The organism is Streptomyces sp. NPDC050997 (assembly GCF_040660135.1).
Classification (GTDB): domain Bacteria; phylum Actinomycetota; class Actinomycetes; order Streptomycetales; family Streptomycetaceae; genus Streptomyces.
Genome location: NZ_JBFAGK010000007.1, coordinates 303,680 through 317,697 on the forward strand (window position 1 = coordinate 303,680; position 14,018 = coordinate 317,697).

A 14,018-nucleotide genomic window follows, 5' to 3' on the forward strand; every position below is an offset into this window, starting at 1 on the left:
GCGATCGCGAACGGAGCCCTACCGGACGGGAGCGTCCACGCCCGGCGCGTACCCCGGGTCCGGGTTGAACACCGGGTGGTAGCTCTCCGGCGGCGCGAGATAGGTGACCGGAAGGCCCCCGGTGTCCACGACGATCTGGTCCACGGCGATCGCCGCGTCCACCATGAACAGCCGCAGGACGTGCTCGCCGGGTTCGCCGACGGTCACGGTGGCGGTCAGCTTCTCGACGCCCTCCTCGACGTTGCGGGCCCAGGCGTCCCCCCGGTTGCCGGTGGCGATCGCCTGGCCGGACAGCACGGTGGCCGGCTGGTCGTCGAGGGCGACCGCCACCCGACGCAGACCGCGCTCGTCCAGAGAGGGCAGCCGGAACACGGTCACGGCGAAGCTCCCGGCACTCGCGAACCGCACCCGGTACCGCAGCTCCGGGGCCCGGCTCGCGAAGTCCCCGGTGACCGGCGCCGCGGTCGACGGAACCGCCTCGACGGCACCCGTACGACGACCCAGCCCGCGCACGGTCCGCCAGCGGGCCCCGCCGCGCGCCACCCGCCGCTCGGTGTGCACGGCGTCGATCGACACATACCCGTGGGCCTCGATGAACCCCCGTGTCCGACGGCGCGCCCGTTCCCCGTCGTCGACCACCCGCAGCGGTACCTCGACGCGCTGCCCGGCCCCGCCGACGGTGACCGTGGCGCTGTGCGTGCCCTCGGGCACCCGCGCCCAGTCCACCTCCACCCACACCCGGGTCTGCTCGGTCAGCGAGCCGCCCGCCGTACTCAGCCGCACCCAGGGGTGACTGGCCTCGGCCGTCCAGTCCAGCGCCAGGAAACCGGTGTTGAAGACGTCCACGAAACGCCGGTCGCGGGTGAACGAGGAGAAGGACAGCGGCCGGTCCGTCCCGGTCTCGTTGCCCTCGGCGGCCACACCCAGCCCGGAGGTCTCACTCCGGGCGATCCGGGTGACGGCCGGCCGGCCGGGAGCCTTCGGGATCTGCGAGGGGTACGGGTTGACGATCCCATCCCACTTCCCGCCCGCCACCTCGGAGTTGTACCGCTTGGTGATCGCCACCTCCTCGGCGTGGGCGGCCTCGGCCAGGTCCGCGAAACGGTTCGTCCCCGCGCCGCGCCCCTGCCGGACCGCCAGGGCGTTGCGGTCCGCCCAGTAGTACTTCAGGTTCATCAAGTACGCCCCGTGCACCGGGTATTCGACGAGCTCGTAGAAGGCGTCACGGTAGGCCTCGGGCAGTGTGGCGCCCAGCGCCCGGGTCCGGACCAGCAGCCGGTCGTGGGCCGCGAGCCGGCGTCCCGCCTCGTCGCCGTGGTGCACGACGGAGAACATCTGACGGTCGATGAACTCCGGTCGCCGCTCGGCCGCGAGACGGTAGTACTCGGTCCGGATCTCGGCGATCTCCCGCCCGTGGCGCCGCCCGAACTGCCGCCCGTACCACTCGGCCAGGAAGTCCTCGACGTCGTCGGCGCTCCACCGGTCCACGTCCCAGGCCACGTCCATGGCGAAGGACAGGCCGGTCTCGATCGACTTGACGTCACCCACGTTGAAGATCCACATCCGGTCGACGCCGTGCTCGTACACCCGGCGCAACTCCTGCCAGACCTTGGCGATCTGGGTGGTGTCCAGCCACAGGTAGCTGCGCGGACGTCCCCAGTAGGAGAGGTGGTAGTAGATGCCGTTGCCGCCCGGCCGATCGCGCTCCGCCTCGTTCGGCAGCTGGCGCATGTTGCCGTGGTTGTCGTCCGGCCAGATCAGCGTGACGTCCTCGGGAACCCGGACGCCCGCGTTGTACAGCTCCAGCACTTCCTTGTACGGGATGAAGATCTGCGGCTCGGCGGCGGCACCGACCTCATCGGTGAGGATCCGGCGCTGGTCGGCGATGATGTCGTTCATCACCACCACCTTCTCCGGGATGGTGGTCGCGTACTTGGTCTCCAGCGCGCTGTCGTGCAGACCGCGCATACCGAGCGTCCAACTGCTCTCGTAGGCCGCGTTCTGTCTCGCCCGGGCTCTCCAGTAGTCCGAGATGACAGTGGGGTTCACCGTGTAGTCGTACACCGGGAGGCTGCCGTCCGGACCCCGGTGCTCCGCGGCCCACGGATCCCACTCGTGGACGCCGTTGCGCAGCAGGGCCTCGGGGTGGCTGGAGCCGACGACGATGCCGTACTCGTCGGCGAGTTCGGGGTTCTCGCGGTGCTTGTTGAAGAAGTCCGAGTACGGATGCATGGCGGGCCACAGGTAGTTGGCCTTCAGACGCAGCAGCAGTTCGAAGACCCGCCTGTACGTCTCGGGCCCGATGTTCTTGTCCGGCTCCTGGGTCCGGTGGGACCAAGTGGTCAGGTTCTGCTCGTCGTTGATGAAGATGCCCCGGTAACGGATGGACGGCTCGTACCGCTTGAGGGGGCCCGCGGGCACGGTCACCGTGTCGCGGTGTTCGACGGGCACGTCGGCCCACCAGTACCAGGGCGAGACCCCGATGCGCTCCGAGGTGTCGTAGACGCCGTAGATCGTGCCGCGCCGGTCGCTTCCGGCGATCACCAGGGCACGGTCCACTCCGGGCAGCGGACGGTCCACCGCCTGGGTCACCGACGCCTCCCAGCGGCCCTTCACCCCGGAGACGTCCAGACGCCGGTCGGCGACCAGCCGGTCGACCACCGGGCTCGCGCCCAGGGTGCCCACCACCACCAGGAGCGCCGCCCGTTCGGGCAGGGCGCGCAGCAGCCGGGGCCGGACGCCGGTGACTCGTTCCACGTCCGCCTGGAGGTCCCCGGCGGCGCGGATCACGGCGGGGTCGTCCGCCGCGTCCACGAACACGTCGACGGCGGCGCCGTCCCGGGCCAGTGGGAACGCCGGGCGCTCCGACGGCGCGGCCTCGGCGACGGCGGGCAGGACCGCCGGGAGCAGCGGGGCGACCCCGACGGCGGCCATGCCGCGCAGGAACGACTTGCGGGTGGGCGGCTGCGGCGGGACCTGCGGTTCGCGGTGCGGCACGAGACGCTGCCTTTCCGCGCCGGCCCGCGACGGCTGAGGGTGCGGGCCGGCGGCGGAGCCGAGCGCATGGACGGTCGGGAGATGGCCGGAGAGCGGGAGAAGACGGCGGGCACGCATTGGCATGGTCAGGCCAGAAAGCGCTTGCTACGCACCCTAGGACAGGCACGGAGGGGGCGTCCAGAGGTGTGCGTGGGTGGGGTGGAGGTGCGTGGGGTGGAGGTGTGCAGGGGTGAGGAAACCAGGCCGGCGCGGATGGCGCGCGGAAGGAACCGGAGGCGATCGCAGAGCGGCGGGCCGGGCGCGCGGGTTCGAGGTGAACCCGCGCGGCCCGGCCGGCGTGACGTGGTCGGCGCCTTGGCGGCACCCGGTCTCAGGCGGGGCGCACCGCGCCGCGGATCGCCGACTCGCCGGCGTGGAAGACCGACTCCTCGCGGATGTACGCTCCCGGACCCGGCGCGTGGATCATCATGCCGTTGCCGATGAAGAGGCCCACGTGACTGAGGTCGTCGAAGAAGAAGATCAGGTCCCCGACCCGGACGTCGGCGAGGGAGACCGCCGTGCCGGCCGCCTGTCCCTGCGCGGTGCGCGGGAGTCCGACCCCGGCGGCCTTCCAGGAGGCCTGGGTCAGCCCGGAGGCGTCGTACGATCCCGGCCCGGCCGCGCCCCACACACACGGTCGGCCGATCTGGGCGCGGGCGAAGGCGACCACCTTGGCGGCCTTGAGGTCGTATCCGGCGTCCGCCGCCTGGCCGGCCGGAACGGGCGCGGCGGGGACGGGGGTCGGGTCGACGGGCGGGGCTGCGGCGAAGGCGGCGGCCGGGGCGACGGGAAGGCCGGGCGTGGGCGCGAAGCCCTGGTCGGTCGGCAGGCCGGCGGTGTACGCGGGGGCCGGGGTGGCGGGCAGGACCGGCGCGGGGGCGTAGGTGGGCGCGGCGGGCGGGTTGGTGGCGAACGCGGCGGCCGGGGTGGTCGGGTTCGTGGCGAACGCGGCGGCCGGGGTGGTGGGGAGACCGGGGGCCGGCATCACGGGCACGCCGTGTGTCGGCGTGAAGGCGGGGTCGACCGGGAGGTCCGCGGAGGGCGGGTAGCTCGGGGCGACCGGCAGGGCCGTGCCGTATGCGGCGGCCGGGGCGGTCGGCGGGTTCGTGGCGTACGGAGCGGCCGCCGTGGTGGGGAGGCCCGACATGGTCGTGAAAGCGGGGTCGACCGGGAGGCCGGGGGTGAGCGTCGCGGCCGGGTCGGCGGGCAGGGGGGTGATGAACGTGGGGTCGGCCGTGACCGGAAGGTCCGCGGAGGGCGGGTAGTTCGGGGCGACCGGCAGATCCGGGGTGAGGTCGGCCTGCTGGAGGAGCTGCCACTGGGTGCCCGTATGGGCGAGGGCCGGTTCCGCCGGAGCGGACCAGGTGTTCTCGGCCGGCCGGGACTCGATCGCCGCGAGCGGCGTGCTGAGCTGCGCGGAGCGGTGGGTGGCCAGCAACTCGCGGGCCTGGGCGAGCTTTTGCTGGTTGCGCTGCTTGGTGGCCCGCAACGGCGACGACCCGGAGTCGGCGGCGGGAGCGGCGGGTGCGGCGGGCGCGGTGGACCCCGCGGGCAGCGCCCTGAGAGCATCCTGCCGGGGCTCCGCCGCGCTCGGCAGTGCCGGGACGGACCTGGCGGTCAACTCGGGGGCGGACCCGGCGGTCAGCTCCGGGACGGCCCGGTCGGCCGTCTTCGGCCCTTCGAGGGCGAGGGCGTTCGTCGGCGGCTCAGCCGGGCGCGAGGGCCGGGCCGCGGGTGAACGGGTCGGACGGGCCGGCGTCCGGTCGGACGGCAGGACGGCGGGGACGGTCGGGCCCAGCTTGGCGCGGGCCACGTCGAACCACTGCCGGGCGACATCGGTGATCGCGGGGGCGGCGGGTTCACCGGCGCTGTCGGTGGCCGAACCGGCGCCGCGACGCTCGGTACTCGCGGGCGCCCCGCCCCGCTGGCGCGGGATCGCCGCCGCGCGAGTCGCGTTGTAGGTCCCCGTGTCGGTCTCGGCGCGGTCGTAGAGGCTGTTGACCCGCTGCTGGACCTCGTCCCGGCTCGGCGCGTCGTCTCCCGTGGCGGCCGCGGCGCCCGCGGTCTGTGAGAGCAGGGCCACCGAGGTGAGGGCCGCCGTGGCCAGCGCGGAGTTGCGCACACCCGGGAGACCGCTGCCGGCGGGGCGCGAGGTTCGTTCCGGCGCCATGGGAGCCGTACTCCTTCCGTGCTGGGGCACGCGACTCGGCGGGTTCGCCGGAGGAGTCGTGTGGTCCACAAGCCAACTTAGCCAACTTGTGTGACTAGTGTGAAGATTGAAGTGTTAAATGTCCGATACGTATCTGTGACCTTCATCCCTCTGTGCTTTCAGGGGGCATGAATTCGTCATCTCCTGCCCGGTCGTTGTCGCCACGCCTCGTAGTGATCGAGCACAGTCTCCTCGATCGGGCGGTAGGTGACGCCCAGTTCGTGCACGCTCCTGCTGTTGTCCACCCGGAACCGGATGCCGAGGTGTTTGCGGATGTAGTCCTGGGTGAGCCCGAAGGCGGGCCCCAGAACCCGTACCGGCCAGTGCGGGAGGGCGGTTCGGGGGAGGCGCGGATCGCGGGGGTACCGGGTCCGGATGACGCGTGCCATCTCGTGGAAGGACGTCATCGTCGGCGCCGCGACGATGTAGCGGCCCTTCGCGTCGGCGTGCTCCGCGGCCGCGATGTGCGCGTCGGCCACGTCCCGTACGTCCGCCGTCGTGAAGCTGAAGTCCGGGGCGCCGTAGAAGAAGTAGCCCTTGAACAGCTCCTCCAGCAGGAACAGGCTGCCGGACTCCGAGGCGGGCGCGAGCGAAGGGCCCAGGATCAGGCCGGGGTTGACGGACACCATGCGCCAGCGGTCCTGGGCCGCCTCCGCCTCCCACGCGGCCTGTTCCGCGACCGTCTTCGCGTAGTGGTACGGGTTGTTCTCCACTGTGCTGGTGGTGTTGACGTACTTCTCCGACAGCACCTGGTCGTCCATCTCCAGGACGTCGGCGTAGTCACCGAAGATCGCGCCGACGGTCGAGGTGAACACCAGCCGTTCGACCGTCGGGGTCCGCTCCACACTCGCCAGCACGTTGCGGGTGCCGAGCAGCGCGGGATCGACCATGTCCCGGCGGCCGTCCTTGATCTTCTCCGGCATGAAGAACGGCGACGCCACGTGGAAGACCACCCGGCAGCCGGTCATCGCCTCGTCGAAGGAGCCCTCCCGCAGCAGGTCAGCCTCGAACAGGGTCAGTCGGTCCGGAAACGCCCGCTGCATCTCCCGCAGCGGGCGCACCTTCGCCGTGTGCGTGACGCCGCGCACGGTGGCGTGGACGCGGTGGCCCCGCTCCAGCAGCCGTCGCACCAGATGGCTGCCGACGAAACCGCTGCCGCCGGTCACCAGCACGGCCCTCTCCCCGACTCCGCCCACGCGTGCGCTCCTCTATTGCGGTCATCTGTTCCGGTCACCGCTCCGTCCGAGGGCGCGACGATCCACGCCCTCGGACAGGGTCGGGCATGTCCCTGCCGAATGGGAATGGCAAGGGACGGCGGCGGGGTCGGATCTCTGCTGTCGGGGTGGGGTCTGTGCTACGCCACCACGTATCCCTCGGTCCACTCGTCCTCGTCGAGGACGGACTCCTGGATGTAGAAGCAGTCGGGTTCGTCGGCGAATCCGGGGAGCTGCCGGGCTCGCTCGATGCGCTCGCGCGCGGCCTCGCGGCTCGAATACGTGCCGAGGTGCTTGACGTCGTCACCGGCCTCGTCGTCGGACCAGAAGTCGTCCGGTTCGGTGAAGTGCCGGATCTCGCCGTCCACTTCGGCGAGGTGGTGCACATGCCACAGCAGGTAGACCGTCGTGGTTCCAGCCATCGTTGTGACGCCTCTCGTTCTGTCATCCCGTGCGAAGGGGATCCGGGTCCCCGGACGGCCGGTCGAGTTCTCAGGACTCAGCGTGCCGTCGTGCGCCGTCAGTTCCGGGACGGAGAGCCGGCTCGGGGCGGTGGATGCCGCGTGGGCGGTAGCCGAGCTCGTCGGAGCGGCCCAGCAGGTCGGCCAGGAGCCAGATGATCGCCAGCCACATCTCGGTGCCCTGGAGGCCGGGTTCAGGGCCGGGGCCCGAGGTGCCGGGACCGAACCCGAAGCCCCGGTCGTCCTGCCGACGGGGGAGAGCCGCACCCAACTGCCGCTCGGCCCACGCGCGGATCTCGGCCGTACGGTATCCGTGGCCGCCGTCTGCCCCGAGCCGACGCGTGCACAGCCACAGGGGGTGGGCGACGTCCAGGACGTTGCAGGCGTTCTCCTGGCCCGCGCCGAAGTACCGCGCGTCGCGGGCGTGGTCCAGAACCGCGTCCACGACCCGCTCCGGGTGCGGCACCGGCAACCCGAACTGGGCGAATGACCCGCGCGTCAGCCGGTAGTAGCCGTTGACCACCTGCAACCGGCCCGACTCGGGCGAGGCGGAACCCCACATCCCGGTCCACGGATCCGCACGGGCGAGCAGCCACCCGAACAGCGCCTCCACCGCGCCCGGTTCCATACCTCCGGCCTCACGCCCGGCCTGACGCCCGGCCTGACGCCCGGCCTGACGCCCGGCCTCACGCCCGGCCTCACGCCCGGCCTCACGTCCGTCCTCGGAACGCCGCAGGTTCCAGTGGGCGGCCGTGGCCCAGGCGTCGACCCAGGCACCGGCGCCCCACGCCTCGTCACGCCAGGGCAACTCGTCCAGTCGGCCGATGAGGTGACCGGCCGTCATCTGCCTTGCTCCGCGCACCGGATGCGGCAGGGAGGAGCCCAGCAGGTCGAGGGCGTAGCCGACGCAGAGGACGTGGTACAGCGCCGCCCCCGACCGGGGGAAGCCGTCCTCCGACAGGCTCTCGCCGAACTCCGGCACCAGCCCGGTGCGCGGATCCTGGAGCGCGGCCAGGCGTCCGGTGTGCTCGGCGGCCGTCAACTGCTCGGGCGCGGATCCCAGGAGCAGGTCGGCGATCTCCACGGCGTCGCAGTGGGCCCGAACGGTGGGCGCGACACCGGGACGGTCGACGTAACGGTCACCGTCCCAGCAGCGGGCGAGGAGGTCGGGGGCCTGGGCACGGACGGTGTCGGCGAAACGGCTCAGCTCGGTGCCGGTTGTGCGACGGGGGGATGGGCGTGGAGCTGCGACGGTGGCGGGGCGGGTGGAGTGGCCCGACTCCGCACCGGCCACGTGACCGGCGAAGCCGCTCGACTCGGTACCGTCGGCACGGCTCGATCCGACGTCACGCCGGTCGCGGATATGCCGCGCCGGGTTCCCGGCGGCCACCGTCCAGGCCGGCAGATCCCTGGTCACCGCCGCCCCGGCACCGATCACGCAGTGGTCGCCGATGGTCACCCCGTCCACCACGACCACGTGCGAGCCGATCCACACGTCGTCCCCGATCTTGATCCCCCTGCTGGTGAGGGGCTGTTGGAAGACCGGGCGGTCGGGAGCCATGGAGTGGTTGAAGCCTAGGAGTGAGGTGTACGCCCCGATCCGGACCCCGTTACCCAGCGCCACGGCACCACGCACGGTCGTGAACGGGTTCAGCGAGCAGTCCTCGCCGGTGGTCAACTCCCCGGTCACATAGGCGTGGGCGGCGAGGTACGAGCCGTCCCCGAGCCGCAGTCGGTCCGGGAACACCGCCGCCGACTCGGCGACGTAGCACTGCTCGCCGATCTCGCTGTCCCCGCCTATCGACAGTTGCCGCTCTCGCTGGGCCAGACGTTGGTCCTCGCTCGCCTCGTCGGCGAACAGCCAGGGGCAGTGTTCGAAGTGCCGCACGGACGGTCCAGGTCGGTGATCCATGAACCGCACGCTAGTCACTCCGCCCCGGTGGCGCGCGTTCGCTGAGCATCGGCTCCGAGCGTGAGGACTCCGTGTACCGAGCCCACGGGCCCCCGGCTGTGGAGTGATCTGCCTCACAGGCTGTCACAGCGATCGATCAGACGGTGTCTTGAGGCCGAACCCCTGGAGCCGAACCCCTGGAGCCGAACCCCTGGAGCCGAACTCCCGGAGTCGACTTCCTGGAACCGAAGGAGACACCATGACTGAGAACATCGATGTGGTCGTGATCGGCGGCGGATACGCCGGCGTCATGGCCGCCGATCGCCTGACGCGGCGCGACGACGTGACAGTGACTCTGATCAACCCGCGCCCGACCTTCGTCGAGCGGATCCGCCTGCACCAACTGGTGGGCGGTTCCCACGACGCGGTCGTCGACTACCGAGAGGTCCTGGCCGAGGGCGTCCGGCTGGTGGTCGACACCGTGACACGGATCGACGCGGCCGAGCGCAGGGTGACGTTGGCGACGGGCGGCACGGTCGGCTACGACTACCTGATCTACGCGGTGGGCAGCGGCAGCGCCGACCCGAGTGTGCCCGGGGCGGCGGAGTTCGCCTACCCGATCGCCACCTTCGAGGAGGCGGTGCGGCTGCGGCCGGTCCTCGACGCCGCGCCCGCGACGGCCGCGGTGACGGTCGTCGGAGCCGGCCCGACCGGCATCGAGACCGCCGCCGAGCTGGCGGAGGAGGGCCGCGCCGTGACCCTGGTCTGCGGCGAGGTACTCGGCCCGTACCTGCATCCTCGGGGCCGACGCTCGGTCGCCAAGCGGTTCGCCGAACTCGGTGTGACCGTGCTCGAAGGCCCCGACGCGACGGTGACGGCCGTGACGCGCGATGCCGTGCGGCTCAGCGGCGGCCGGGAGCTGCCGAGCAAGGTGACCATCTGGACCGCCGGATTCGGCGTGCCGGACCTGGCCGCGCGCAGCGGGCTGAGCACCGACGCCCTGGGCCGCCTGCTCACGGACGAGACGTTGACCAGCGTGGACGACGTGCGCATCGTCGCGGCCGGCGACTCGGCGGCACCGTCGGACCTGCCACTGCGGATGAGCTGCCAGGCAGCGATGCCGCTGGGCGCGCGGGCCGCCGACACGGTGCTCAGCAGGATCGCGGGTGAGCAGCCCTCCACCCTCAACCAGGTGTTCGCCGGCCAGTGCATCAGCCTGGGCCGACGCGCGGGCATCTTCCAGTTCGCCCACAGGAACGACGTCGCGCTGTGGTTCCACATCGACGGTCGCCCTGGCGCGAGGCTCAAGGAGTTCGTGTGCACGGGCATCGTCAAGCATCTGGCCGGCGAGGCACGCAAGCCCGGTTCCTACGGCTTGCACCGCGTCTCAGGAGGTGCCAAGCGTCAGCAGCTGCTGGCCGAACGCGGCGAGGCACCGGCCACCGCTGAACAGACAGTCCAGCTCTGAGCAACGGAGACAGACCCCGTGAACCTCACCCTTTGGATCGCTACGGGACTGCTGGCCGCGGTCGCCCTGGTCGGCGGCATCACCAAGGCGTTCGTACCCAAGGAGAAACTGGCCGATCAGCATGGCGGGGAATGGACCCAGGACGCCGGCGTCGGCTTCGTCAAGACTCTCGGGGCCCTTGAGATCCTGGCCGCGGTCGGCCTGACCCTGCCCGCCGTGCTCGACATCGCGCCGGTCATGGTGCCGGTGACCGCCGTCTGCTGGATTTTGCTCATGGCAGGCGCGATGATCACCCATGGCCGCCTCGGCCAGTTCATGTTCGTGATGTTGAACTCGGTCTATTTCGCGCTCGCGGTCTTCGTCGCGTGGGGCCGCTTCGGTCCTCAGCCTTTCACCGGCCAGTGACGATCGACGAAACGGAACGAAGAACGAAGGGGGTAGAGACATGAGCGAGAACGCCACCGACCCGGCGACAGAGACTTTCGTCGCCCACCGCAACCTGCTCTTCACCGTCGCGTACGAAATGCTCGGATCCGCAGCCGACGCGGAAGACGTCCTTCAGGAGACCTGGCTGCGGTGGGTCAAGGTCGACTTGGAGCAGGTGCGCGACCAGCGCGCCTACCTGGTCCGGATCACGACCCGGCAGTCGCTCAACCGACTGCGCACGATGAGTCGCCGCAAGGAGGCGTACGTCGGCCCCTGGCTGCCCGAGCCGCTGCTCACCGCGCCGGACGTGGCCGAGGACGTCGAGCTCGCCGAGAGTGTGTCGATGGCGCTCATGCTCGTCCTCGAAACGCTGTCGCCGACCGAGCGCGCCGTCTTCGTGCTGCGCGAGGCCTTCGACGTCAGCTACGACGAGATCGCGGCCGCCGTCGACAAGAGCCCCGCGGCCGTCCGCCAGATCGCCCACCGCGCGCGCCGGCACGTCGAGGCCCGTCGCCCGCGAGAGGTGGTCTCCGCGAGCGAGACCCGGGCGGCTCTGGAGGCGTTCCGGCGCGTACTCGAGACCGGCGACCCGCAGGGCCTGCTCGACGTGCTCGCCCCCGAGGTCGTCCTGATGGGCGACGGCGGCGGCATCAAGCAGGCCGCGTTGCGGCCGATCACCGGCGCCGACAAGGTGGCCCGCCTTCTGATCGGCGGTCTCGGCAAGAACAAGCGCCCGGTCACCGTCGCTCCCACCGTGGTCAACGGCAACCCGGCGCTCCTCGTACGCCTCGACGGGGAGATCGACGGCGTCATGGCGATCCGTCTGGAGGACGCCCGCATCACCGGCCTCTACTACGTCCGCAACCCGGAGAAGCTGTCCCGTCTCGAATCCGAGACCCCGCTCACCCTGCGATGAACACCGGTGCCGGGGCCGGACCTGGTGGCCCGGGCCGGGAAAAGGCGTCGATCACCGTCCCGGGAGGACACCGCCCCGAGAGCGCGCGCCCCGCACGTGCCCGGCTCACGCGGAGAGCGGTGGCCGGGCACGGGGTGCCAGTGCCGGGGCAGGCAGTGTTCGCCCCGTCGAGGTCCGGGTGCGTCCTCTCACCAGCGCGGGAGCCTGAGCTCGTACTCCGGCTGGATCCGCCGCATGTAGCCGGTGTCGTCACGGCTGCGCATCCCGGAGTCCACGTACAGCCGGTGCGCCCGGTCCAGGGCTTCGTGGTCCAGTTCCACACCGAGACCCGGGCCGGTGGGGACCTTGACCGCGCCGTCGCGCAGCTCCAGCGCACCGGGGACGATCACGTCGTCCGCCGAGTTCCACGGGTAGTGCGTGTCGCAGGAGTGGTCCAGGTTCGGGATGGCCGCGGCCACATGGGTCATGGCGGCGAGGCTGATGCCGAGATGCGAGTTGGAGTGCATGGACAGCGCGAGCCCGAACGCCTCGCAGACGGCCGCCAGTTCACGGGTGCGGCGCAGCCCGCCCCAGTAGTGGTGGTCGGTCAGCAGGACCTGGATCGCGTTCTGCTCGATCCCGGGCCTCAGATGCTCCCAGGCGACCACGCACATGTTGGTCGCGAGCGGCAGCGGCGAGTCCTTCGCGACCTCCGCCATACCGGGGATGCCCTTGGTCGGGTCCTCCAAGTACTCCAGCACACCGTCCAGTTCGCGGGCGACGCACCTGGACGTCTCCACCGTCCAGGCCGTGTTGGGGTCCAGCCGCAGCGGCTGCCCGGGGAATGCCTCCGCCAGCGCCTTGATGGCGGCGATCTCCTCGTCGGGCGGGAAGACCCCGCCCTTGAGCTTGAACGACCGGAAACCGTACCGCTCCTGCATCAGCCGCGCCTGCTCGACGATGCCGGCCGGGTCCAGGGCCTCGCCCCAGTCGTCGCCGACAGCCGCGCGGCCGTCGAGGGCGGGGTGCTCGGCCCACTTGTAGAAGAGGTACGCGGCGAACGGCACGGAGTCGCGGACCGCGCCCCCGAGCAGGTCGCTGACCGGGCGCCCGAGCAGCTTGCCCTGCGCGTCGAGGCAGGCCACCTCCACCGCGGAGGTGGTCCAGCCCCGTTCGTGGGAGCTGGGCACGGTCGGCAGCAGGGCGGCGTCGATCGCGGCCGCGACGGCCGTCGTGTCGAAGACGTCCATCCCGACGACCACCCGCGCCGCCGCGTGAAGTCGTTCCAGCCGTGCGGTGCCGCCCGTCGACTCACCGAGCCCCACCGTGCCGTCCTCCAGCACGAGTTGGAGGATCACGCGCAGCGCGAGGGGCTCGTGGACGCCGTTGGAGTTGAGCAGTGGCGGGTCACCGAAGGCGATCGGGGTGATGATCAGTTCGCGGATCCTCGTGTCACCGGCGGTGCTCATGCGGCGATCACCTCCAGGCCGTGGTCGAGAAGTCTCGCGAGCCGGGCGACGTGCTCCGGCGTCGGGTCCAGCAGGGGCGCCCGTACCCCGCCCACATCCAGGCCGCGCAGGGTCACCCCGGCCTTGACGAGGGACACGGAGTATCCGGGGACCTCGTCGCGGAGTGCGACGAGCGGGCCGTAGAACTCGTCGAGCAGCGTGTTGACGAGTGTCCCGTCGCCCTCGGCGAGCGCCCGGTGGAAGGCCAGGGCGATCTCCGGGGCGAAGGCGAACACCGCGGAGGAGTACAGGTCGACGCCGATACCGCGGTAGGCCGGCGCGGTCATCTCGGCGGTGGGCAGGCCGTTGAAGAACTGGAAGTCCGCCCCGCCCGGCACCGCGCGCACCGCGCGGACGATGCGGTGCATCCGCTCGATGTCGCCGATGCCGTCCTTGAGACCGACGACGTTCGGCAGGGCGGCGAGCTCGGCGGCCGTCGACTCGGTGAGCCGGGCGGTGCCGCGCTGGTAGAAGACGACGGGCAGCCGGGTGGTGGCGGTGACCTCCTCGACGTACCGCACCAGCCCCTGCTGCGGGGCGTTCACCAGATACGGCGGCAGCAGCAGGATGCCGTCGGCGCCCGCCTGTTCGACGCGGGCGGCCTGGTCGCGGGCGACCGGCGTCGGGCCGCCCGCGGCGGCCAGGACCGGCACCCGGCCCGCGGTCGTCCGGGCCGCGACCCGCGTGGCCCGTTCGATCTCGTCGGACGTCAGCGCGTGGAACTCGCCGGTGCCGCAGGCGACGAACACACCGCCCGCGCCCGCGGCCACTCCGGCCTCGATGTGGTGGGCGAGCCGTCCCTCGTCCAGTGACCCGTCCGCGGCGAACGGTGTGACCGGAAAGAACAGCACTCCGTGGAACTTCATGGCTCCCTCGAAACTACGAGCATGTGCGTGGGTTCATATCCGTG

9 protein-coding genes and 1 pseudogene are annotated in these 14,018 nt (G+C 71.7%); 3 read left to right on the forward strand and 7 right to left on the reverse strand.

All coding sequences use genetic code 11. From position 1 onward, the window contains the following. Positions 1-18: 18 nt before the first annotated feature. The 5 genes and pseudogenes from AB0H86_RS18785 to AB0H86_RS18805 all read right to left on the reverse strand — a co-directional run bounded on the left by AB0H86_RS18785 (position 19) and on the right by AB0H86_RS18805 (position 8,832). The gene (locus AB0H86_RS18785; protein WP_362439715.1) at positions 19-2,934 is read right to left on the reverse strand and encodes a glycosyl hydrolase 115 family protein; all 2,916 of its coding nucleotides are present in this window, start codon (positions 2,932-2,934) and stop codon (positions 19-21) included. 433 nt (positions 2,935-3,367) lie between these two features. Further along, a pseudogene (locus AB0H86_RS18790) lies at positions 3,368-3,739 on the reverse strand (C40 family peptidase); the annotation flags it as partial. Positions 3,740-5,382: 1,643 nt separating this feature from the next. Continuing rightward, positions 5,383-6,441, reverse strand: coding sequence for an NAD-dependent epimerase/dehydratase family protein (locus AB0H86_RS18795; RefSeq protein ID WP_362439247.1), 1,059 nt, complete (start codon positions 6,439-6,441; stop codon positions 5,383-5,385). Positions 6,442-6,599: 158 nt separating this feature from the next. Beyond that, positions 6,600-6,881, reverse strand: a complete 282-nt coding sequence (locus AB0H86_RS18800) for a hypothetical protein (RefSeq protein WP_362439250.1) — start codon at positions 6,879-6,881, stop codon at positions 6,600-6,602. 70 nt (positions 6,882-6,951) lie between these two features. Further along, entirely contained in the window at positions 6,952-8,832 is a 1,881-nt protein-coding gene (locus AB0H86_RS18805) for a DapH/DapD/GlmU-related protein (RefSeq protein WP_362439253.1), read from the reverse strand. 238 nt (positions 8,833-9,070) lie between these two features. On the opposite strand from AB0H86_RS18805, the gene AB0H86_RS18810 reads away from it, so the two are divergent. Genes AB0H86_RS18810 through AB0H86_RS18820 form a run of 3 tightly spaced genes read left to right on the forward strand, consistent with a single transcriptional unit; the run spans position 9,071 to position 11,621 of the window. Next, positions 9,071-10,279: an FAD-dependent oxidoreductase gene (locus tag AB0H86_RS18810; RefSeq protein ID WP_362439256.1), complete on the forward strand. Its 1,209-nt coding sequence runs from the start codon at positions 9,071-9,073 to the stop codon at positions 10,277-10,279. 18 nt (positions 10,280-10,297) lie between these two features. Next, positions 10,298-10,684 carry a DoxX family protein gene (locus AB0H86_RS18815; RefSeq protein ID WP_362439259.1) on the forward strand — a complete coding sequence of 129 codons (387 nt, stop codon included), beginning with the start codon at positions 10,298-10,300 and terminating at the stop codon, positions 10,682-10,684. Positions 10,685-10,724: 40 nt separating this feature from the next. Continuing rightward, positions 10,725-11,621 carry an RNA polymerase sigma-70 factor gene (locus AB0H86_RS18820; RefSeq protein WP_362439262.1) on the forward strand — a complete coding sequence of 299 codons (897 nt, stop codon included), beginning with the start codon at positions 10,725-10,727 and terminating at the stop codon, positions 11,619-11,621. 188 nt (positions 11,622-11,809) lie between these two features. On the opposite strand, the gene AB0H86_RS18825 is transcribed toward AB0H86_RS18820, so the two are convergent. Next, complete coding sequence (locus AB0H86_RS18825; RefSeq protein WP_362439265.1) at positions 11,810-13,069, reverse strand: glucarate dehydratase family protein; 1,260 nt, start codon at positions 13,067-13,069, stop codon at positions 11,810-11,812. Beyond that, on the reverse strand, positions 13,066-13,974 hold the full coding sequence (locus AB0H86_RS18830; protein ID WP_362439268.1) for a 5-dehydro-4-deoxyglucarate dehydratase: 909 nt from the start codon (positions 13,972-13,974) through the stop codon (positions 13,066-13,068). Before AB0H86_RS18830 ends, AB0H86_RS18825 begins: the two co-directional genes overlap by 4 nt. Between the last annotated feature and the right edge of the window lie 44 nt (positions 13,975-14,018).

Excerpts from the sequence above, each read along its gene's own strand:
- AB0H86_RS18785 (WP_362439715.1), bottom strand. The coding sequence starts at position 2,934 with ATGGCCGCCGTCGGGGTCGCCCCGCTGCTCCCGGCGGTCCTGCCCGCC.
- AB0H86_RS18800 (WP_362439250.1), bottom strand. The coding sequence starts at position 6,881 with ATGGCTGGAACCACGACGGTCTACCTGCTGTGGCATGTGCACCACCTC.
- AB0H86_RS18805 (WP_362439253.1), bottom strand. The coding sequence starts at position 8,832 with ATGGATCACCGACCTGGACCGTCCGTGCGGCACTTCGAACACTGCCCC.
- AB0H86_RS18810 (WP_362439256.1), top strand. The coding sequence starts at position 9,071 with ATGACTGAGAACATCGATGTGGTCGTGATCGGCGGCGGATACGCCGGC.
- AB0H86_RS18820 (WP_362439262.1), top strand. The coding sequence starts at position 10,725 with ATGAGCGAGAACGCCACCGACCCGGCGACAGAGACTTTCGTCGCCCAC.
- AB0H86_RS18825 (WP_362439265.1), bottom strand. The coding sequence starts at position 13,069 with ATGAGCACCGCCGGTGACACGAGGATCCGCGAACTGATCATCACCCCG.
- AB0H86_RS18830 (WP_362439268.1), bottom strand. The coding sequence starts at position 13,974 with ATGAAGTTCCACGGAGTGCTGTTCTTTCCGGTCACACCGTTCGCCGCG.